Source organism: Micromonospora sp. CNZ286 (assembly GCF_014207755.1).
In genome coordinates, this window is sequence record NZ_JACHIZ010000001.1 from 177,538 (window position 1) to 197,962 (window position 20,425).

Annotated in this window: 20 protein-coding genes; 13 read left to right on the forward strand and 7 right to left on the reverse strand. The window is 72.8% G+C overall.

Going from position 1 to position 20,425, the window contains the following annotated elements; genetic code table 11:
- Positions 1 to 61: 61 nt before the first annotated feature.
- Positions 62 to 730, reverse strand: coding sequence for a potassium channel family protein (locus tag FHX31_RS00855; protein WP_184974592.1), 669 nt, complete (start codon positions 728 to 730; stop codon positions 62 to 64).
- Entirely contained in the window at positions 720 to 2,054 is a 1,335-nt protein-coding gene (locus FHX31_RS00860) for a TrkH family potassium uptake protein (RefSeq protein WP_184974594.1), read from the reverse strand. Before FHX31_RS00860 ends, FHX31_RS00855 begins: the two co-directional genes overlap by 11 nt.
- A 106-nt stretch (positions 2,055 to 2,160) precedes the next feature.
- Here FHX31_RS00860 and FHX31_RS00865 point away from each other — a divergent pair, with 106 nt between their 5' ends.
- A complete protein-coding gene (locus tag FHX31_RS00865) occupies positions 2,161 to 3,279 on the forward strand; it encodes a glycerophosphodiester phosphodiesterase (RefSeq protein WP_123110772.1) in 1,119 nt (372 codons plus the stop codon).
- Positions 3,280 to 3,541: 262 nt separating this feature from the next.
- Here the strand turns inward: FHX31_RS00865 and FHX31_RS00870 are convergent, their stop codons facing one another.
- Positions 3,542 to 3,769, reverse strand: coding sequence for a GntR family transcriptional regulator (locus FHX31_RS00870; RefSeq protein WP_013475183.1), 228 nt, complete (start codon positions 3,767 to 3,769; stop codon positions 3,542 to 3,544).
- 278 nt (positions 3,770 to 4,047) lie between these two features.
- On the opposite strand from FHX31_RS00870, the gene FHX31_RS00875 reads away from it, so the two are divergent.
- The 7 genes from FHX31_RS00875 (at position 4,048) to FHX31_RS00905 (ending at position 9,489) form a co-directional block, all read left to right on the forward strand.
- The gene (locus tag FHX31_RS00875; RefSeq protein WP_123110773.1) at positions 4,048 to 4,350 is read left to right on the forward strand and encodes a DivIVA domain-containing protein; all 303 of its coding nucleotides are present in this window, start codon (positions 4,048 to 4,050) and stop codon (positions 4,348 to 4,350) included.
- Entirely contained in the window at positions 4,347 to 4,592 is a 246-nt protein-coding gene (locus FHX31_RS00880) for a hypothetical protein (RefSeq protein ID WP_064446649.1), read from the forward strand. The genes FHX31_RS00875 and FHX31_RS00880 overlap by 4 nt, the downstream gene beginning before the upstream one ends.
- A gap of 216 nt (positions 4,593 to 4,808) precedes the next feature.
- On the forward strand, positions 4,809 to 6,011 hold the full coding sequence (locus FHX31_RS00885; RefSeq protein ID WP_013475186.1) for a substrate-binding domain-containing protein: 1,203 nt from the start codon (positions 4,809 to 4,811) through the stop codon (positions 6,009 to 6,011).
- Between the two features lie 3 nt (positions 6,012 to 6,014).
- Positions 6,015 to 6,758 (forward strand): ABC transporter ATP-binding protein, encoded by a 744-nt coding sequence (locus FHX31_RS00890; RefSeq protein ID WP_013288706.1) that lies wholly within the window; start codon positions 6,015 to 6,017, stop codon positions 6,756 to 6,758.
- Positions 6,759 to 7,487: an ABC transporter ATP-binding protein gene (locus tag FHX31_RS00895; RefSeq protein WP_013288705.1), complete on the forward strand. Its 729-nt coding sequence runs from the start codon at positions 6,759 to 6,761 to the stop codon at positions 7,485 to 7,487.
- Positions 7,484 to 8,374 carry a branched-chain amino acid ABC transporter permease gene (locus FHX31_RS00900; RefSeq protein WP_013288704.1) on the forward strand — a complete coding sequence of 297 codons (891 nt, stop codon included), beginning with the start codon at positions 7,484 to 7,486 and terminating at the stop codon, positions 8,372 to 8,374. Before FHX31_RS00895 ends, FHX31_RS00900 begins: the two co-directional genes overlap by 4 nt.
- Positions 8,371 to 9,489 carry a branched-chain amino acid ABC transporter permease gene (locus tag FHX31_RS00905; RefSeq protein WP_184974597.1) on the forward strand — a complete coding sequence of 373 codons (1,119 nt, stop codon included), beginning with the start codon at positions 8,371 to 8,373 and terminating at the stop codon, positions 9,487 to 9,489. Before FHX31_RS00900 ends, FHX31_RS00905 begins: the two co-directional genes overlap by 4 nt.
- A 168-nt stretch (positions 9,490 to 9,657) precedes the next feature.
- Here FHX31_RS00905 and FHX31_RS00910 read toward each other — a convergent pair whose 3' ends face one another.
- The gene (locus tag FHX31_RS00910) at positions 9,658 to 10,482 is read right to left on the reverse strand and encodes a hypothetical protein (RefSeq protein WP_184974600.1); all 825 of its coding nucleotides are present in this window, start codon (positions 10,480 to 10,482) and stop codon (positions 9,658 to 9,660) included.
- A gap of 141 nt (positions 10,483 to 10,623) precedes the next feature.
- Here FHX31_RS00910 and FHX31_RS00915 point away from each other — a divergent pair, with 141 nt between their 5' ends.
- The 4 genes from FHX31_RS00915 (at position 10,624) to FHX31_RS00930 (ending at position 16,137) form a co-directional block, all read left to right on the forward strand.
- On the forward strand, positions 10,624 to 12,480 hold the full coding sequence (locus FHX31_RS00915) for an AfsR/SARP family transcriptional regulator (protein WP_184974603.1): 1,857 nt from the start codon (positions 10,624 to 10,626) through the stop codon (positions 12,478 to 12,480).
- A complete protein-coding gene (locus FHX31_RS00920) occupies positions 12,477 to 14,594 on the forward strand; it encodes a RecQ family ATP-dependent DNA helicase (protein ID WP_184974608.1) in 2,118 nt (705 codons plus the stop codon). The genes FHX31_RS00915 and FHX31_RS00920 overlap by 4 nt, the downstream gene beginning before the upstream one ends.
- Positions 14,595 to 14,759: 165 nt before the next feature.
- Positions 14,760 to 14,990: a heavy-metal-associated domain-containing protein gene (locus tag FHX31_RS00925; RefSeq protein WP_013475191.1), complete on the forward strand. Its 231-nt coding sequence runs from the start codon at positions 14,760 to 14,762 to the stop codon at positions 14,988 to 14,990.
- Entirely contained in the window at positions 14,983 to 16,137 is a 1,155-nt protein-coding gene (locus FHX31_RS00930; protein WP_013475192.1) for a hypothetical protein, read from the forward strand. The genes FHX31_RS00925 and FHX31_RS00930 overlap by 8 nt, the downstream gene beginning before the upstream one ends.
- A gap of 22 nt (positions 16,138 to 16,159) precedes the next feature.
- On the opposite strand, the gene FHX31_RS00935 is transcribed toward FHX31_RS00930, so the two are convergent.
- A complete protein-coding gene (locus tag FHX31_RS00935) occupies positions 16,160 to 16,579 on the reverse strand; it encodes a helix-turn-helix domain-containing protein (RefSeq protein WP_026268433.1) in 420 nt (139 codons plus the stop codon).
- A 180-nt stretch (positions 16,580 to 16,759) separates the two neighbouring features.
- On the opposite strand from FHX31_RS00935, the gene FHX31_RS00940 reads away from it, so the two are divergent.
- Complete coding sequence (locus FHX31_RS00940) at positions 16,760 to 17,185, forward strand: hypothetical protein (RefSeq protein WP_013288696.1); 426 nt, start codon at positions 16,760 to 16,762, stop codon at positions 17,183 to 17,185.
- A 20-nt stretch (positions 17,186 to 17,205) separates the two neighbouring features.
- On the opposite strand, the gene FHX31_RS00945 is transcribed toward FHX31_RS00940, so the two are convergent.
- Together FHX31_RS00945 and FHX31_RS00950 are read right to left on the reverse strand one after the other, a co-directional pair.
- Positions 17,206 to 18,354 carry a class I SAM-dependent methyltransferase gene (locus tag FHX31_RS00945; RefSeq protein ID WP_091330758.1) on the reverse strand — a complete coding sequence of 383 codons (1,149 nt, stop codon included), beginning with the start codon at positions 18,352 to 18,354 and terminating at the stop codon, positions 17,206 to 17,208.
- Between the two features lie 193 nt (positions 18,355 to 18,547).
- The gene (locus FHX31_RS00950; protein WP_114918867.1) at positions 18,548 to 20,209 is read right to left on the reverse strand and encodes a DEAD/DEAH box helicase; all 1,662 of its coding nucleotides are present in this window, start codon (positions 20,207 to 20,209) and stop codon (positions 18,548 to 18,550) included.
- Positions 20,210 to 20,425: the final 216 nt, after the last annotated feature.

Consider the following 20,425-nt stretch of genomic DNA (forward strand, 5'->3'; position numbering starts at 1 on the left):
GGGTGAGCACGGCAAGGGCAAGGGTCCGAAAAAGGGCTGACGGTCAGGTGAGCGGCTCCGGTCAGGTCAGCGCGGAGAAGCGCTGCACCTGGGAGATGCCGCCCTCAACGATGAGCACGCTGTCCGACTCCAGCACCGTGTCCGGCCCGGCGTACCGGAACGGCTGACCGGGTCGCTTCTCGCCGACCACCATCACGCCGTACCGGTCCTGCGGGGCGATGTCGCGCAGCGACCGCCCGACCAACGGCGCGGGCACCCTGATCTTGGCGATGGCGAAGTCGTCGTCGAACTCGATGAAGTCGAGCATCCGGCTGACGATCAGGTGCGCCACCCGCTCGCCGGTCTCCGCCTCGGGGAAGACCACGTGGTGCGCGCCGACCGAGTGCAGGATCTTCGCGTGCTTCTCCGAGGTGGCCCGCGCCCAGATCTGCTCGATCCCCAGCTCGGCCAGCGCCAGTACGGTGAGCACGCTCGCCTCCAGCGACGCCCCGATCGCGACCACGACCCGGCGGAAGTCCGCCAGCCCGAGCTGGCGCAGCACCACCTCCTCGGTGCTGTCCGCCTGCACCACCCGGTCGAGTTCGGCCGACCAGTGCTGGACCCGGGCCGGGTCGCGGTCGATCGCCAGCACCTCGTAACCGAGACGGGACAGGGACTCCGCCAGGCGCGTGCCGAACCGGCCCAGGCCGATCACCGCGATGCCTGTCTCCTCCGGATGTCTAGCCGACAATGGGTTGCTCCTCCGGGTAGCGGTACAGCCGTCGACGGGTGTTCAACGCGATGGCCGAGCCGAGGGTGAGCGGCCCGACCCGGCCGATGTACATGAGCGCGGTCAGCACGTACTGACCCGGCGGGGAGAGCTGCCCGGACACCCCGACGGTCAGACCGGTCGTGCTGAACGCGGAGGTGACCTCGAACAACGCGGCCGAGAACGACACGTGCGAGGTCAGCGCGATCAGGCCGACGGTTCCCCCGGCCACGAGCGCCACGCTCAGCAGCGCCACGGTCAGCGCCTGCCGCTGGCTCGCCGCCGCCACCCGGCGGCGCCCGACAGTGGTGTCCGGCTCGCCCCGCAGCTCGGCCCAGATGGCGAAGCCGAGCAGGAAGAACGTGGAGACCTTGATGCCGCCGGCGGTGCTGGCGCTGCCGCCGCCGATGAACATCAGGCCGATCAGCATCGGGTAGCTCTCGTCGGTGAGGTGCCCGACGTTGATCACGTCGAAGCCGCCGGTACGGCTCAACGCGATCTGCGTGAACGACGCCAGCAGCTTGCCCGGCACGTCGAAGGTGCCGATCGTGAACGGGTTGGTCCACTCGGCCATCAGCAGGTAGGCGACGCCGAAGACGGTCAGCACCACGCTGCCCCACACGGTCAGCTTCGTGGCGACCGCCCAGCGCGCCGGCTGCCGCCACTCGCGTACCGCCTCGAACAGCGCCGGGAAGCCCAGCCCGCCGATGATCGCGCCGATGCTGAGCGGCAGCGCCACCCAGCCGTCCCGGGAGAACGCGATCAGGCCGTCGGAGTAGAGCGCGAAGCCGCCGTTGTTGAACGCCTGGACCGAGTGGAACACCGCCGACCAGAGCGCCCGGCCCGGCCGGTAGTCGTACGCCAGGAACAGGCGCGTGGCGATCACCGCCGTCATCAGGGCCTCGGTCACGAAGACGGTCGCCGCGATGCGCAGCAGCAGGCGGCGTACGTCGCCGAGGCTGAACTCGGCGGTCTCCGCCTGCACGAGCAGCCGGTTGCGCAGGCCGAGCTGGCGGGAGACCGCCAGGATCACCAGCGACGCCCCGGTCAGGATGCCCAGACCGCCGAGCTGCGTCAGCACGGTGATCATCACGAGCCCGAAGCCGTTCCAGTAGTTCGGCGTGTCGGTCACCGCCATCCCGGTCACCGACACCGCCGACGTGGACGTGAACAGCGCGGTGACGAACGGGGTGTACCGATGCTCGTTGGTGGCCCAGGGCAGCATGAGCAGACCGGTGCCGACCAGGATCACCGCCAGGAACCCCAACGGCACCAGCCGTACGGGCTTCCGGAGCAGGCGGCGCATCCCGTCATCTTCCGTCCGGAGATTCACCGGCAGGTCAGGAACCGACCAACTGGCGGTCAACCACGACCGGTCTGCTGTGCGTACCCATCGACGACAGGAGACGGCGTTGCGACGTACCCTTTCCACCCTCGGCGTGGCCGGCGCGCTGCTCGCGGCGGCCGCTGTGGTGGTGCCGGCCGTGGCCGCCCAGGCCGGCCCGGACCACCGCGCCGAGCGTGCCCCCGCGGCCCAGCGGCCGATCGTGATCGGCCACCGCGGCGCGAGCGGCTACCGCCCGGAGCACACCCTGGAGGCCTACCGGCTCGCCATCCGCCAGGGCGCCGACTTCATCGAGCCGGACCTGGTCTCGACCAAGGACGGCGTCCTGGTCGCGCGGCACGAGAACGAGATCTCCGGTACGACCGACGTGGCCGCCCGCCCCGAATTCGCCGGCCGCAAGGCGACGAAGACCATCGACGGGGTCGCCGTCACCGGCTGGTTCACCGAGGACTTCACGCTGGCCGAGCTGAAGACGCTGCGGGCCAAGGAGCGGCTGCCCCAGGTGCGGGTCGCGAACACCGCGTTCGACGGCAGGTTCGAGATCCCGACGTTCCAGGAGGTCATCGACCTGGCGCGGGCCGAGTCGAAGGCCCGGGGCCGGACCATCGGCGTCTACCCGGAGACCAAGCACCCCACCTACTTCGCCTCGATCGGCCGCCCGCTGGAGGAGCCGCTGGTGGCGGTGCTGCGCCGCAACCGGCTCACCCACCGCGCCGACCCGGTGTTCGTCCAGAGCTTCGAGACCGCCAACCTGCGCAAGCTCGACAAGATGATCGACGTACGGCTGGTGCAGCTCATGGATGCGAGCGGCGCGCCCTACGACTTCGTCGCGGGCGGAGACAAGCGGACCTACGCGGACCTGGCCACGCCCGCGGGACTTGCCTGGATCTCCCGGTACGCCGACGGCGTGGGCCTGAACAAGAACCTGATCGTGCCCCGGGACTCCGCCGGCCGGCTGCTCGCGCCGACCTCGGTGATCCGCGACGCGCACCGGCAGAAGCTGGTGGTGCACGCGTGGACGTTCCGGGCCGAGAACCAGTTCCTGCCTGCGGACTTCCGCATCGGCACCGACCCGAACGCGCGTGGTGACATCACGTCCGAGTACGAGCTGTTCCTCGACCTGGGCCTGGACGGCGTGTTCAGCGACCACCCCGACACGGCGGTGGCCGCCCGAGCCGGACGCTGACCCTGCTCCGCTGAAACGGGGTGCTCGCCGTTCCGGCGGGCACCCCGTCCGCGCTTTCCCCGGTTCCGGTCGCGCTCGGCCGCCCCCGAGATCTTGGTACGAAACGGCCCCTCCAAGGGCCATTCCATACCAAGATCTCGCGAGGGCGGTGGCGGTGGTGCGGGCGGTGGTGGCGGGGCTTGTCGCGCGGGGCGGGCGCCACTTCGGGGAAGTGGCTGCTTCCGGGCGCGATGATGCCGCCACTTCGGCGTAGTGGAGTTGATCAGCTCGGGGGTTCGGCTACGTACGTGCCGCGGCCGGGCTGGCCGGTGATCAGCTCGCGATCGTGCAGCAGTGAGAGGGCGCGGGACGCCGTGTTCATGTGGACGCCGTAAGCCTCGGCGAGTTCACGGGTCGAGGGCAGCTTGTCGCCGGGCTTCAACTCGCCGCTCTTGATCTTTGCGGCGAGTTCGTTGGCGATCTGACGATATGGCGCTTCAGCTGTGGGCATGGTGAGGACTCCGGTCGGTTCGGCACCTCCGATCATGCCGGGCCTACACCAGTAACTGCAACAACTAGAAAGCCCGATGTGGACGCTCGACCTACACAGGTATTTTGGGTAGGCTGACCCGCGTCCGGCTCCGGTTGGTTCGGCAAACCTCGGGAGTCGGACCCGGATTGGGCTCCGGGGTCGTACCGCCGAACGGGCTGCGGTCTCGGGGTCGGCGGCCCGCCCGCGTCCCCTGTCTGCGGGCGGGCCGCCTCCACGGCTCGGTGAGGAGGATCGGCGTGCGCAACGTGCTCAACCTGTTTCAGCCGACCCGGCGACGTGGCAAGGGGCGGCAGCCGAACCGGGGCTGGTACCGCTCGGAGTCGTGCCGGCCGCTGAGTGTCGGGCAGATCCGCGAGCGGCGGTTCCGCACCGTGCGGCACGGGCTCGACCCGGCGGAGGTGCACGCCTTCCTCTACCGGGTGGCGGGTGACCTGGCGCTGGCCCGGCGCGACGCGTCCCGCTACGCCGAGGAGAACACGCGCATCAAACAGGCGCTCAAGAGCTGGCAGTCCCGGTTCACGCCGGGTACGCAGCGGTGAGCCGGGAGCGGTTCGTCGTACACCTGCCGGTGCTCGCGGCCGACCTCGACGGCGCGCGGGGGTTCGCGCGGGCCATCTGCCGGGCGCTCGGGTTCCTGGCCGACGTGGAGCGCGCCGGGACCACCGTGTCACGGGAGGACGAGCAGTCCGTACGCCACTGGGTCTGGTGTGACCGCCCGCGCGACGGTGGGCGGCGGTGCGCTCGGGCGGCCGACCACGACGGGGAGTGCGGCGGGCGGTGACCGGCGCGCGATGGCGTGGGACGACATTGCCGGCGAGGTGCGCGTGGTGGGGACGGCCATCCCGGGTCGGTGCGGTTACGTGGCGATGTCCGGCGTTGTAACGTGCGGCCATCCCGTCACAGGTACTTGTGTGCGCCGACCACATAGCCCGTGGGTGACGTCACTTCTAGCGTGAGCCGACAACTGACATTCCCCCTGTCCTCACCTGGAGTCGCAATGACGATCCGGCACACGCGACGGGTGTTCCTTACCGCCGCCACCTCGGTGGCGGTCGCTCTGGCCGCCACGGCCTGTGGCAGCCCGCAGGACACCGCATCCGGCGGCGGCGACGCCGCCCCGGTCAAGGTCGGTCTGGTCTACTCCCAGTCCGGGCCGCTCGCCAGCTACGGCAAGCAGTACATCGAGGGTTTCAAGGCGGGCCTCGACTTCGCCACCAAGGGCACCGGCAAGGTCGGTGACCGCACGATCGAGGTGACCGAGGCCGACGACGCGGGCGACCCGGCCAAGGCCGTGTCCGCCGCGAAGGACCTGATCGGCAAGGGTACGAAGATCATCGCCGGGTCCACCTCCTCCGGGGTGGCGCTCCAGGTCGCGCCGATCGCCGCGCAGAACAAGGTGCTGTTCATCTCCGGCCCGGCCGCCACCGACGCAGTGACCGGCGCGAACAAGTACACGTTCCGTTCCGGCCGGCAGTCGTGGCAGGACGTGGTGACCGCCCGGTCGTTCATCGGCGACGCGGGCGGCAAGAAGGTCGTCGTGTTCGCGCAGGACGGCGCGTTCGGCGACGCCAACGAGGCCGCCGTGAAGGCCGTCATCGGCGGTGCGGGCGCGAACGTGAGCAGCGTCCGGGCCCCGGCCAGCGCCACCGAGTTCACGCCGTTCGCCAGCCAGATCAAGGCCGCCAAGCCGGACCTGCTCTTCGTCGCCTGGGCGGGCACCACCGCCGGCGCCATGTGGCAGACGCTCGACCAGCAGGGCGTCCTCGCCTCCACCACTGTCGTCACCGGCCTGGACATCCGTGCCTCGTGGCCGACGTTCGGCGCGGCCGGCAGCAAGATCTCGTTCCTGTCGCACTACTTCGACGGCGCCAGCGACACCGAGGCCGCCAAGGCCGCGAAGGCGAAGGTGCCGGGCGGCACGCTCGACCTGTTCCACCCGGACGGGTTCGCCGCCGCGCAGATGGTCGTCCGGGCCGTGCAGGAGGGCGGCGACGACGTGGAGAAGATGATCAAGGCGCTCGAGGGCTGGGAGTTCGAGGGCGTCAAGGGCACCATGAAGATCCGCGCCGAGGACCACGCCCTGCTCCAGCCGATGTACCAGGCGAAGCTCTCCGGCAGCGGCACCACCTTCACGGCGACCGCGCAGAAGTCGCTCACCGGTGACGAGAGCGCGCCGCCCGTCGCGCAGATGAAGGGCTGACCCGTGCTCGCCACCCGCGGTCTGACCTGGCGGATCGGTGAGGTCGCCATCGTCGACTCCGTCTACCTCGATCTGGCGCCGGGGGAGTTCCTCGGCGTGATCGGGCCCAACGGCGCCGGCAAGACCTCCCTGTTCAACCTGATCACCGGCCTGCGCCGGCCCACCGAGGGCACGGTCCTGCTGGACGGCGCGGACATCACCGCGCTTCCGCCGCACCGGCGTGCCCGGCTCGGACTGGGGCGTACCTTCCAGGCGTCCTCGGTCTTCGGCTCGCTGAGCGTGCGGGAGAACGTCCGGCTCGCCGTACAGGCACACCGGGGTGGCTCGATGAAGCTGTGGCGGCGGGCGGCGGCCGACCGGGAGGTGGCCGCCGCCGCCGACGCGGCGCTCGACCGGGTCGGCCTGCACCACAGGGGTACGGCGCTCGCCGGCACCCTGGCCCACGGCGAGAAGCGCAAGCTGGAGATCGCGCTGCTGCTCGCCGGTGAACCCCGCGTGATGCTGCTGGACGAGCCGATGGCCGGGGTGAGCGCCGAGGACGTGCCCGAGCTGGTCAGCGTGATCAAGTCGTTGACCGGCGACAGTGGCCGGGCGGTGCTCATGGTGGAACACCACATGGACGTGATCCTGGAACTGGCCGACCGGATCGCCGTGATGCACCACGGCGCGCTGCTGGCGTGCGACACCCCGGACACGGTGATGGCGAACGCCACCGTGCAGGAGGCGTACCTGGGGGAGGCGCTCTAAATGACCGAACCTGTCCTGTCCGTGGCGGACCTGTCCGTGCGGATCGCCGGGCTGCACATCCTCCAGGGCGTGTCGTTCGAGGTCGCGCCGACCGGCGTGACGGTGCTGCTCGGACGCAACGGCGTCGGCAAGACCACCACGTTGCGCGCGATCGTCGGGCTGACGCCGCGCGGCGGCGAGGTGCGCGGCAGCGTACGCATGGGGGCGCGCAGCCTGCTCGCGCGCCCCACCCACCGGCTGGTCCGCGACGGCCTCGGCTACGTGCCGGAGGACCGTTGCGTCTTCGCCGCGCTCACCGTCGCGGAGAACCTGCGGCTCGCCGAACGGCGGGGCGTCACGCCCGCGTACGACAAGGTCTTCTCGCTCTTCCCCGAGCTGGAGCGGCGCGGACGGCAACGGGCCGGCTCGCTGTCCGGCGGGCAGCAGCAGATGCTCGCGATCGGCCGGGTGCTGCTGAACGACAACCGGCTGCTGCTGGTCGACGAGCCGACGAAAGGGCTGGCGCCGAAGGTGGTGACCGAGGTGGCCGAGGTGCTGGAACGGGTGGCGGAATCGGTGCCGGTGCTGCTGGTCGAGCAGAACCTGGCGGTGGTACGGCGGCTGGCGACCGACGCGGTGGTGCTCTCCGCCGGGAAGGTCGCCTGGACCGGCGACGCCCAGGAACTGCTGCTGGAGACCGCGCTGACGAAGTCGTTGCTCGGTGTGGGGTCGGCGGAGGTGCACTCGTGAACACAGTGGTTCTGCTGACGCTGACCGGGCTGGGCCTGGCGGCGCTGTACTTCCTCGTGGCCTCCGGCCTGTCCCTCGTCTTCGGCCTCGCCGACGTGCTCAACTTCGCGCATGGACTGTTCCTCGGCGTGGGCGCGTACGCGACCTGGTGGGCGGCGGGCAACCTGCCCGGCGCCGGGCCGGACGGGTTCGGCTTCGTGCTGGCTGTCGTCTTCGGCGTGCTGGCCGGTTCGCTCGTCGCGGTGCTCGTGGAGCTGGTGCTGATCCGGCCGCTGTACTCCCGCACCATCGAGCAGGTGCTGGTCACCGTCGGCCTGTCGCTCGCCGGGGTGGCGCTGCTCCAGGCCACCTGGGGTGCGGACCCGCGGCCGTTCCCGCGTCCGGACTGGAGCCGGGGCGTCACATCGGTGCTCGGCGCCCAGGTGCCGAACGCCGGGCTGCTGCTGATCGTCGCCGCCGCTGTGGTGCTCGGGGCGCTGCTGGCGTTCCTGCGCTGGACCCGGTACGGCCTGATCATCCGGGCCGGCGTGGAGAACCGGGAGATGGTCACCGCGCTCGGCATCGACGTGCGCAAGGCGTTCACGCTGGTCTTCGCGATCGGCGGGGCCGCCGCCGCGCTTGCGGGCGCGCTCGGCGGCGTCTACTTCGGCACCGTCTCGCCGGGGCAGGGCGGCTCGCTGCTGATCTTCGCCTTCATCGTGGTGGTGATCGGCGGGATGGGCTCGGTGGTCGGGTCCGCGTACGCGGCGGTCGCGGTGGGGCTGCTGCAACAGTTCGTCAACTACTACGGCACGTCCGGGCTGGGCGACCTGTGCGTGGTCGGTCTGCTCGCCGTGGTGCTGCTGCTGCGTCCGCAGGGCCTGGCCGGAAAGGTGGCTCACGCATGACCGAGGTCAAGAGCGCCGAGGCGCCGGCACCCCCGGCGGCGGTGCCGGACGAGCTGAGCCCGGGCCGCGCCCGCTGGCACGGACTGCGCCCGTACCTGCCGCTGGTCGCGCTCGTGGTGGCGGCGGTCCTGCCGTATTCCACGCTGCACCTGCCGGGGATCTTCGAGGGGCCGCTGAACTCGCCGGGCACGCTGCAACTGCTCGCCATCTGCCTGGTCTTCGGCGGGCTCGCGGCCGGGTACGACCTGCTGTTCGGGCGTACCGGCATGCTCTCCTTCGGGCACGCCCTCTACTTCGCCGCCGGGGTGTACGGCACCGACATCCTGGTCACCAAGGCCGGGCTGCCGCTGTGGCAGGCCGCCGTGCTGACGGTGATCGGCGGGACGACGCTCGCCGCGCTGCTCGGCGCGGTGGCCCTGCGCACGGTGGGCATCGCGTTCGCCATGGTGACGCTGGCGTTCGCGCAGGTCGGGGCGATCCTGGTGGCCCGCGACTTCGGCGGTCTCACCGGCGGCGAGGAGGGTTTGCCGCTGGACGTCTCCGGGCTGCCGTCGGCGCTGGTGGGCGTCACCAACACGGTGAACCTGTACTGGCTGGCGCTGGCGTACCTGGCCATCGTGGTCCTCGTGGTGCACCGGGTCAGCGCCTCGCCGACCGGGCGGGTGCTCGCCGGGCTGCGCGACGACGAGCGGCGGATCGGGGTGCTGGGGCTCGACCCGTACCGGTTCAAGCTCGTCGCGTTCACGCTCGCCGGCGGTCTCGCGTCGGCCGGCGGTGTGGTCTACGTGCTGATCGTCGGCGGTGCCAGCCCGCACATCACCTCGTCGGAGCTGACGCTGTCGCTGCTGGTCATGGTGGTGCTCGGCGGCCCCGGCACGCGGTGGGGGCCGGTGCTGGGCGGCGTCCTCTACATGTACCTCGACCACCGGCTCACCGCGTTCGGCAGCAGCGAGGCGGTGAACAGCCTGCCCGCGTTCCTCAGCCACCCGCTGAGCCAGCCCTTGTTCGTCCTGGGCACTGTGTTCATCCTGGCCGTCTACTTCTTCCCCGGCGGCCTGGCCAGCCTGCGCTCCCGCGTAACCCCCCTCCTGACCGCCCTCCGCCGCTCCCGCTGACCCCCGCTGACCCCCGCCCCGCCCCGGCGATCATGAAGTTGACGGCACGACATGCCGTGTCCGGCCGCGCCAACTTCATGATCGACCGGGGCGACGTGCTCGGCCGCTGACACGCGGATGGGGCGGCGGCCCCCCGTGTGGCCACCGCCCCTCGCACGTCCGTCGTGGTCAGCCGTTGAGCATCTCGTACGCCGACGCCGGCGCCTTCTGCACCTGCGCGCCGGTCGGTGCGCTGAGCTTCGGCGCCTTGCCGAAGTCGTAGTACTTGGCGACCAGCTTCATCGCCTTCTTCTTGCCTGCGGCCGGCACGTCCAGGGTCAGCGACGTGAGGTTCCCGTCCGCTCCGACCACAGCCGTGAACGGCACCTTCTTCGCCGCGTCACCGAGCGCGTCCACGTCCACGGTGCTGAAGTTCTCGCGGATGTCGGCGTTCGCGGTCAGGTCGGCGAACCCGCCGTACGTGCCGTTGCCCCGGTCCTCGACCGTCTCCGCGGTCCGGATCACCGCGGCCGTGTTGGCCGGGTCGGCGTTCTGGTAGACCGGCACGTCGGAGGCGTCGTCGAGCTTGGTGCGGTCCAGGAGCATCCAGCGCTTCGGCAGCTTCATGATGTCGTGCAGACCGGGGATGCCGGTGAGCTTGACCCGGACCCAGATGTCCTCCTCGATCACCCGGAAGGTCATCGCCATGGTGAACTCCGGGTCCTTGATCTTCTCCGACATGGACAACTCGAGGCCCTGCGCCGCCGGGTCGACCACCCCGTCGAACTTCTCCGCGCCCTCGATGGTGGAGAACCGGAAGGCCGGGTCCTTCTCGTCCGGCACGGCGGCCAGCAGCGCGGCCTTCGGGTCGGCCGACGGGCTGGGCGCCGCTCCGGTGCCCTCGGAGGCGTCGCCGGTTCCGCACCCCGCGGACAGGACGGTGGTGGCCAGCACGGCCGTCGCGAGAGCCGCGATCCGCCGGAGGCTCGCGGCGGAACCGATTCGCTGCGTCATGGTGTTCGACTCGCTTTCCCAGGTGATTGTTGCCGGGGAAGTATCGCCAGCCGTCACGGCGTTCCCGCTGCCGTTATGCTGCCGTCCGACTGCCGTCGGCCACGGTGGGCGGGGGCAGTCGGTACGGGGGCGGAAACTCGCATGTCAGAGGCGCTGCGCTTCGAACTCCTCGGCCCGCAGCGGGCCTGGTACGCCGGCCGACCACTCGATCTCGGCCCGGCCAAGCAGCGGGCCGTGCTGGCCGTGCTGCTGCTCGCCGCGGGCCGTCCCGTGCCGACCGGGCAGATCGTCGAGGCGGTCTGGCCGGACGAGGCGCCGGTGAACGGCCTCAATGTGGTGCAGAAGCACGTGGCCGGTCTGCGCCGGATGCTGGAACCCGACCGGTCGCCGCGTACGCCGGCCCGGGTGCTCACCCTCACCGACGCGGGCTACCTGCTGCGCGTGCCGCCCGAGGCGGTGGACGTGGCGCGCTTCGAGCGCGACGTGCGGCGTGCGCGGGCGGCACAGGCGGCCGGGCGTACGGCGGAGGCGCTGACCGAGGTGAGCGCCGCGCTGGAGCTGTGGCAGGGGGAGCCGTTCACCGGGTTCGGCGGCGCGTACTTCGAGACGGCCCGGCACCGCCTCGTGGAGATGCGGGCGGTCGCGCTGGAGACGCGTGCCGAACTGGAGCTGGCCGACGGCCGGCACGGCGAGCTGGTCGGCCGGCTGGTCGAGCTGGTCGCCGATTTCCCGGTCCGGGAACGGCTGCGTCACCAGCTCATGCTGGCGCTGCACCGCAGCGGACGGCAGGCCGAGGCGCTGGCCGCCTACCGTGACTACGCCGGGCTGCTCCGGGACGAGTACGGCATCGAGCCGGGGGAGCCGCTCCAGGATCTGCACCGGCGCATTCTGCGCGCCGACCCGGATCTCCTCGCGCAGGCGCCGCGTCGTCCGGCCGGACCCGGCGACAGGTGGGCGGTCGGCGGCCCGGAGCCGTTTCCGGCCCCCGCCGAGGCACCGGCCCGGCTGCTGCCCACCAGCCCGGCCGAGAGCCCGCTTCCGCTCACGGCGCCGCCCCAGCCCGCCGCTCCGGCCCAGCCCACAGCTCCGGCCCAACCCACGGTCTCGGCTCAACTCACCGTTCCGGTGCAGTTCACCGTCTCGGCGCAGCCGGGCAGCCCGTTCCCGCCGCCACCGGCCGGCCCGGGTGAGTCGCCGACCGGCCTGCCGGCCTGGGTCGCGCCCCCTGTCGCGCCGCTGTTCGGTGCCGTGCCGCCGTCCCGGCGTCCGGCCGGAGTGCCCGGGTGGTTGAGCGTCGTCGCGACTGTGGGCGGCGCGTTCATCGCCCTGCTCTCGTTCGGCATGCTCACCTGGCTGGTGGTGCTGCTATACGGGATCTGGCGGCGGGGCTGGGGCAGCATCCTCGCCGCGGTCTGCTACCTGACCGTCGCCGTGACATTCGTGGTGGTCGTCGGCGGCAGCGAGACGGAGGAGGTCAGCGGACCCGAGGGCGCCATGATCCTGATCTGGCTGACCACCTGGATCTCGGGCGTCCCGCACGTGGTGCTGCTCAACGGCCGGCTGCTCGCCTGGCTGCGCGGGCTCTGGCGTGGCCGGCCGTACGCTGACCGCAACCGGCTGCGCCGGGAGTACGCCCGCTACCTGCTCTACCAGTACCCGTCGGCGCGGGAGGACCTGCGCATCGGCCGCCCCGACCTGCCCCGGGCGTACGACGACGGCGGACTGGTGGACGTCAACTCGGTGCCGGACCACGTGATCAGCGAGCTGCCGGGACTGGCCCGGTCGCAGGCGCAGCATGTGGTGGTCGACCGGCGGATGCGCGGCCCGTACACGTCGATGGAGGAGCTGGCCTCGCGGTGCCTGCTGCCGGCGGCGGCGACGGACTCGTTGCGCGAGCTGCTGATCTTCCTGCCGCCCGCACCGACACCCGTACCGCCGCCCACGTCGCCGCCCGGTCCGCCGGTGACGTCGGTGGCCCCTGGTAGAAATGCCGGATGAGCCAGGATCGGATGGCCGTCCGGGAGCGTGCCGAGGCGGTGCTGCGGCGGCTGGCGGGTGACCACGCCCGGCTGCGCGAGGACCAGTGGCGGGCCATCGAGGCGCTCGTGGTCGACCGGCGGCGGGTGCTCTGCGTGCAGCGCACCGGCTGGGGCAAGTCGGCCGTCTACTTCGTGGCGACCGCGCTGCTGCGTGAGGGGAATCAGCACGGGCCGACCGTGATCGTCTCGCCGCTGCTCGCGCTGATGCGCAACCAGGTCGAGTCCGCCGCCCGCGCCGGCATCCGGGCACGCACCATCAACTCGGCGAACCTGGACGAGTGGGACGAGATCACCGCCGAGATCCACGCCGGCGCCGTCGACGTACTGCTGATCAGCCCGGAACGCCTGAACAACCCGGACTTCCGCGACGGCGTGCTGCCGAAGCTCGCCGCCACCACCGGGCTGCTCGTGGTGGACGAGGCGCACTGCGTCTCCGACTGGGGGCACGACTTCCGGCCCGACTACCGGCGGCTGCGCACGTTCCTGGCCAACCTGCCCGAGCGCACGCCGGTGCTCGCCACCACCGCCACCGCCAACGCCCGGGTCACCCAGGACGTGGCCGAGCAGCTCGGTGACGCCCTGGTGCTGCGGGGCACCCTGGACCGCGAGTCGCTGCGCCTCGGCGTACTCGATCTGCCGAGCCCGGCCCACCGCCTGGCCTGGCTGGCCGACCACCTGGACCGGCTCCCCGGCTCGGGGATCGTCTACACGCTCACCGTCGCGGCGGCCACCGAGACGGCCGACTTCCTGCGCGGCCGGGGCTGGTCGGTCGCCTCCTACACCGGTCAGGCCGAGGATGCCGACCGGCGGGCCGCCGAGCAGGACCTGCTGGACAACAAGATCAAGGCGCTGGTCGCCACCAGCGCGCTCGGCATGGGCTTCGACAAGCCCGACCTGGGCTTCGTCGTGCACCTGGGCGCGCCGCCCTCGCCGATCGCCTACTACCAGCAGGTCGGCCGCGCCGGCCGGGCCGTCGAGCACGCCGAGGTGCTGCTGCTGCCCGGCGTGGAGGACGCGGCGATCTGGCGGTACTTCGCCTCGCTCGCCTTCCCGCCCGAGGAGCAGGTGCGCGCCGTGCTCGCCGCGCTGGACACCGAACGGCCGATCTCCACCCAGGCCCTCGAACCGGTGGTCGACCTGCGCCGGGCCCGGCTGGAGCTGATGCTCAAGGTGCTCGACGTGGACGGCGCGGTCCGCCGGGTGCGCGGTGGCTGGCTCGCCACCGGTGAGCCCTGGGTCTACGACGAGGCCCGGTTGCGGCGCGTCGGCGACGCGCGCGCCGCCGAGCAGCGGGCCATGCGGGAGTACGCCTCGACGTCCGGCTGCCGGATGCGCTACCTGCGGGAAGGGCTGGACGACACGGGGGCGCAGGACTGCGGGCGGTGCGACAACTGCGCCGGCCCGTTGTTCGACGCCGCTGTCTCCGACCAGGCGCTGACCGCCGCGCAGACGTTCCTCGGGCGGCCCGGCGTGCCGATCCCCCCGAAGAAGCTCTGGCCGACCGGGTTGGAGTCGGTCGGCGTACCCCTGAAGGGCCGCATCCCCCCGGCGGAGCAGGCGCTGCCCGGCCGGGCCGTGGGCCGCCTGTCCGACCTGGGGTGGGGTGGGCGGCTGCGCGGGCTGGTCGGGCCGGAGGCGCCGGACGGCCCGGTGCCCGACGACGTGGTGGCCGCTGTGGTCGAGGTGCTGAAGGCGTGGGCGCACGGCGACGACCCGTGGCCCCGGCGGCCGGAGGGTGTGGTCGCGGTCGGCTCCCGGACGCGACCGCTGCTGGTCGGCTCGCTGGCCGAGCGGATCGCCGCCGTGGGCCGGCTGCCGCTGCTCGGCCAGGTCGTCCCGGCCGGGCCTGGCGGCGGCGGGCCGCGCGGCAACAGCGCCCAGCGGGTACGCGCGCTGCACGACGCCTTCCGCCTGCCGGACGAGCTGGCCGGTGCGCTGGCGGGGCTGGACGGCCCGGTGCTGCTGGTGGACGACCTGGTCGACTCGGGCTGGACGATGGGCACGGTGGCGCGGCTGCTGCGCCGGGCCGGTGCGCCGGACGTGCTGCCGCTGGCGCTCGCGGTGGCCGGCTGACCCGTCCCTCGGCCTGCCTGACGGGAGTCCCGGCGTCGCGTGCCGCCGGTCGGCGCGGCAGTTCCCGGGCTGCGCGGAAAGTTCCCGGGCCGGGCGGAATGCGAGCGTCACCACCGTCGGCGGACCGTCGTCGGGCCCGCACCCGGGCGGCGGTACCGTGGGGTCATGACCGAGCAGCGACCCGTCGTCCAGACGTACACCGTGACCGGGATGACCTGCGGACACTGCGTCAAGGCGGTGACCGAGGAGCTGTCCGCGCTGCCCGGTGTCGACGAGGTCCGGATCGATCTGACGAGCGGCACCGCCACTGTCACCAGCGTGGCGCCGCTGTCCGTCGAGTCCGTGCGTGCCGCTGTGGACGAGGCGGGTTACGAGCTGGTCGGCGGCGGTGCCTGAGTCGTCGTCCGTCACGTCCGGCACCGGCGTCGTCCCCGACGACTCCGAGGCCGGTTCCGGCGCTCCCGCGGCGCAGCCCGGGGATGCGGCTCTGGCCGGGGACGCTGTTCCGTCCGAGGGCGCGGGACGGTCTGCGGACGCGGCTCTGCCCGGGGACGCGGCGCTGGCCGGGGACGGCGCGAGTGGTTCGGCCGGGGCGGCCGGGCCCGTCGCTGTTGACCGGGAGACGTTGCGGCTGGCCCTGGTGGTGGGCGGCCTGGTGCTCGCCGTCCTGCTCGGCTTCGGCCTCGGGCGGATGAACGCGCCGGCCGACCCGGCCCGGCCCGCCGGCACGACGGCCGGCGGGGTCGCCACGGGCGGCGCCGACGGCGGCGCGCACGCCCACTCACCCGGCACCGGCGCGCACACGCACGACGGCGCAACAGTCACCCAGGGCGGCGGCGACGGCGCGACCGGACTGTCGATCACCTCGGCCGGCTACACGCTGGTGCCGTCGACCGAGCTGGTCGCGGGCCGCGCCGGTGAGCTGCGCTTCCAGATCCGCGACGACCAGCGCCGGGCGGTCACCCGGTTCGCCGTCGTGCACGACAAACCGATGCACGTGATCATGGTCCGGCGTGACCTCGGCGGTTACCGGCACCTGCACCCGACGATGGCCGCCGACGGCACCTGGTCGGTGCCGATCACGGCACCTGAGGCGGGCCCCTGGCGGATGTACGCGGACTTCACCGCGGTGGCCGACGACGGCCGCCAGGTCGCCGTGGTGCTCGGCGCCGACCTGACCGCGTCCGGCGCGTACCGGCCCCGGCCGCTGCCCGCCGCCGCGACGTCGGCCATCGTCGACGGGTTCACCGTCGGGTACGCGGGCACGCCGGAGGTGGGGAAGTCGGTGCCGCTGCGGTTCCGGGTCACCGGGACGGACGGCACGGCGGCGGCGCTGGAGCCGTACCTCGGGGCGTACGGGCACCTGGTGGCGCTGCGCGAGGGCGACCTCGGCTACCTGCACGTGCACCCGGAGCCGGTGCGCGACGGCGACGACGTGACGTTCTGGCTGACCGCGCCGGGGCCGGGCAGCTACCGGATGTTCCTGGACTTCCAGGTCGGCGGCGTGGTGCGGACCGCCGAGTTCACGCTGACGGTGGCCTGAGCCCTCGTCGCCCGCCCGGCGCTCAGCCGGCCCGGCGGACCGGGCGGCGGGCCAGGTAGCGGAGCAGATCGCGGATGTGGTGCTTCTCCTCGGCGGGCACGTTCGGGTCGGCGAGCCGATCCAGGATGACGCGCACGTCGGCCTCCACCGGGCCGTCCTCGGCACCCCGGCGGCGGGGCACCGGCCCGGCGTCGGGCAGGCCCAGCGCGCGGAACGCCGCAGCCACGGGCAGGTCGAGGGCGGCGCAGAAGCCGCGGACCTTCGCGAGTTCGGGGTAGTCCTGCCAGTCGCCGGCCAGCCAGCGGAACACAGTGGAGCGGCCGACGCCGGTGTGGGTGGCGAGGTCGGTCACCGTCCAGCCGCGCTCCTCGCGCGCGGCGTCGATGGCCCGTCGTACGAAGCGCGCGAAGGCCATCTGTGGCGAAACGTCTGCGGAACCCATCCCTGGTGGATCTGTCCCCTTCCTCCGGTGGCCCGGCTCGCGCACCGAGCCTAGTACGCCGGGCCGGAGAAGTAACTGACTGATCGGTCCGGAGGTCTCATTGGCGGGACCGCCCGACTACGGAAAGTTGCCGCCGGTCAACTAAGCTGAGGCAATCCTGGATGTCGATGGAGGAACAGAATGGCCGAGCCGGACCGCCCCGTACCGCATCGCCCCGGCGCGGTGAGCCTCTTCTTCGTGGCCAAGGCCGCCGTGTTCGCGCTCGGCTTCTGGATCTGGCTGCTGGTGCTGGCGGTACGCGGAGGCGAGGCGACCGGCGTACACCTGATCGCCGCGACCGGCGCGATCTGCACCACACTGGCCGCTGTGGTGCTCGGCGCGCGGATGGCATTGCAGCGCAACGCGGCCGTCCGGCACGCCGAGGTGAAGCGGTTGCTCGTGGACATCTCGTGGAACGCCTTCGCCGCCGCCGGCAACGCCGAGCATGCCGGGAAGGTGGTGCCGTTCCGGAGCGCGTCACACGACGGCGAGCGAGGTCCGACCCGTGGTGAGCGGGTGTCGGTGCTGGACCGGGGCGACCGCAACCGGGGCGACCGGGGGCGGTAGGGCTGGCCCGCCGCCTCGGCTCAGCGCGCCTCGGCCAGCAGCGTCTCCAGCCGGGGCGTGACACCCCACTGGCCGACCAGCTCGCGATACTCGGCGCGCTGCCCGTCTGTCGGCGCGCCTGCCGTCCGCCGTGCCCGGATGAGCAGGTTGCGCGGCGTGTGCTGGGAGTCGACGAACTCCACCACCTCGGCGCGGTAGCCGTGCAGGCGCAGCAGCGCGGCCCGCAGCGAGTCGGTGAGCACGTCGGCGAACCGCTCCCGCAGGATGCCCTGCCGGGTCAGCAGCTCGTACGGCGCGGGCGCCTGACCGCTCCGGAGCTGGGCGGCCAGGTCGTGGTGGCAGCAGGGCGCGGCCAGCACCCAGCGGGCGCCCCAGCGCACCGCCCGGGCCAGCGCCTCGTCGGTCGCGGTGTCGCAGGCGTGCAGCGCCAGCACCAGGTCGGGCGCCGGTTCGACAGGCGCCTCGGCGATGGTGCCGGCCACGAACCCCACCCGGTCGGCCCAGCCCAGCCGCTCGGCCAGCTCGGTGTTGCGGCGGCGCTGGTCCTCGCGCACGTCCACCCCGACGAGCGTCACGTCCAGGCCGCGCTGGACGAGGTAGCGGTAGGCGGCGAAGGTCAGGTACGCGTTGCCGCAGCCCAGGTCCACCACCCGCAGCGGGCCGGTGAGGTCGTCGGGCAGCGTGGCCGCGAGCGCGCGCAGGAACGCGTCGACCTGGCGGCGCTTGGCCGCCGAGCCGCCGATCTCCCGGAACAGGGGATCACCGGGGTCGAGCAGCCACTCCTTCGCCCGGTCGTGCCCGCCCGGCTCCGGGGCCGGACGGCTGGCCGCCGCGCGGTGCACCTGCGCCTCGCCGGACTTGGTGACCCGGAGTTGGAGCGTGGCGTCGGCGGTCTCGACGTGCCAGTTGCCGAACGGCTCGGCGAGCAGTTCGTCGACAGCCGCGCCGGCCTCCGTACCCGGTGCCACGTTGCGGGTGTGCGGACGTGATCCGTCGGAGACGGCGATCTGCAACCGCGGACCGGCCTTCAGCGTGACCGGGCGCAGCTCCGCGCGTACCACCGAGGGACGCTGCCCACGACGGCGCCCGGCGGCGACCGCGCGGGTCAGCCCCGGCGCGAGCAGCAGCGCCCGCACCTCGGCCAGCGCCGAGTCCAACGCTTCCGGCATCAGTACCTACCTTCCTGCTTCCCGCCCTCGCCCTCGCCCCGGCGATCATGAAGTTGGCGGCCGTGAGCACGGCGTGTCGCGCCGTCAACTTCATGATCGTCGCAGTCGGCGAGTCGGCGAGTGGGCGAGAGGGCCCGGGGATGGGGACGGCCTCCGGGACCGGGGTCCGGGAGGCCGTGTCCGTTGGTGTTCGTCAGTCGGCGTTGGTGGCCTCGGCGGGCGCGCCGGTGCTGCCGCTGCGGCGACGGCGACGGCGACGCGGCTTGCTCGCCGCCTCACCCTCCGCGGCCTGCTGCGGTGCGGCGGCGGTCTCGGCCGCGCCCTCGGTGCCGATCACCGCGGTCGGCTCACCGGCCACCGTCTCGCCGGCCCGGCGGCGACGCCGACGACGCGGCGTACGCGGGGTCTCGTCGTCCCCGGCGTCGGCCTGCGCGGCGGGCGAACCGGCGGGCGAACCGCCCTCGCCGCCCCGGCCACGACCGCGGTCGCGGTCGCCGCGCTCGCGGCCCCGGCTGTCGCCGCGCCGTGCGCCCCGACGCGACCGGCCGCCACCGCCCAGGTCTTCCTCGACCTCGGCGGACAGGCCGGCGCGGGTGCGCTCGGCGGTCGGCAGCGTGCCGCTGACGTCCGTCGGGATGGCCAGGTCCGTGTAGAGGTGCGCGGAGGTGTGGTACGTCTCCGGCGGCTCGGGCATGTCCAGCCCGAGCGTCTTGTCGATGATCCGCCAGCGGGGCATGTCGTCCCAGTCGACGAACGTCACAGCGACACCCGTGGCCCCGGCCCGGCCGGTACGGCCGATGCGGTGGGTGTAGGTGTCCTGGTCCTCCGGGCAGTCGTAGTTGATCACGTGCGTGACGCCCGTGACGTCGATGCCCCGGGCCGCCACGTCGGTGGCGACCAGCGTGTCGATCTTGCCGGCCCGGAACGCCCGCAGCGCCCGCTCACGCGCGCCCTGGCCGAGGTCACCGTGCACGGCGGCGACGGCGAAGCCGCGGAAGTCGAGATCCTCGGCGACCCGGTCGGCGGCCCGCTTGGTGCGGGTGAAGATCATGGTCAGCCCGCGGCCCTCGGCCTGGAGGATGCGCGCCACGATCTCGACCTTGTTCAGCGAGTGCGTGCGGTACGCGAGCTGCGTGGTCTGCGGCGACGGACCGGTCTCGGCCGTGTGCCCGGCGTGGATGGTCACCGGACGGCGCAGGAAGCGCCGGGACAGCGCGACGATCGGGTCCGGCATGGTGGCCGAGAACAGCATGGTCTGCCGGTCCTCCGGCAGCATCGCCAGGATCTTCTCGACGTCGTCCAGGAAGCCCAGGTCGAGCATGCGGTCCGCCTCGTCGAGGACGAGCGCGCGGACCCGGTCGAGCCGCAGGTGCTTCTGCTTCTGCAGGTCCAGCAGGCGGCCGGGGGTGCCGACCAGGATCTCGACGCCCTTGCGGAGCGCCTCGATCTGCGGCTCGTACGCCACGCCGCCGTAGATCGGCAGCACCCGGACGCCCCGGGTACGGCCGGCGGCGTCGAGGTCCTTGGCGACCTGGATGCCCAGCTCACGGGTGGGTACGACGACGAGCGCCTGCGGGACGCCGTCGCTGCCCTCGGACGGGGCGAACACGCGCTCCAGCAGCGGGATGCCGAAGCCGAGCGTCTTGCCGGTGCCGGTCGGCGCCTGCCCGATCAGGTCGACGCCGCGCAGCGCGATCGGCAGCGCGTACTCCTGGATGGCGAAGGCGCGGGTGATGCCGGCGGCGGCCAGCGCCTCGACGGTTTCCTGCCGCGCACCGAGCGCGGCGAACGTGGGTGCCTCCGGGGGGACCGGAGCGGTGGGGGCCAGTGGCTGGCCGGAAATCTGCTCGCTCATATGGATTTGGGGGTGCCCTCTCGTGGTGCGCCCCTCAGGTCCTCAGGGCGCGATCGGTGTGGCGCGGGCCACGCGGTCAGGGGCGATTTCGCCGAGCCGGACCGGGCCGCACGCGCGTCGGGGACCGGCGTTGATCAGCAAGTGACCGATTCGGTGCCCACGGCAACTGTCTCATCGTACCTGAACGGTCCCTGAGTCGTCCCGATTCCCAGGTGG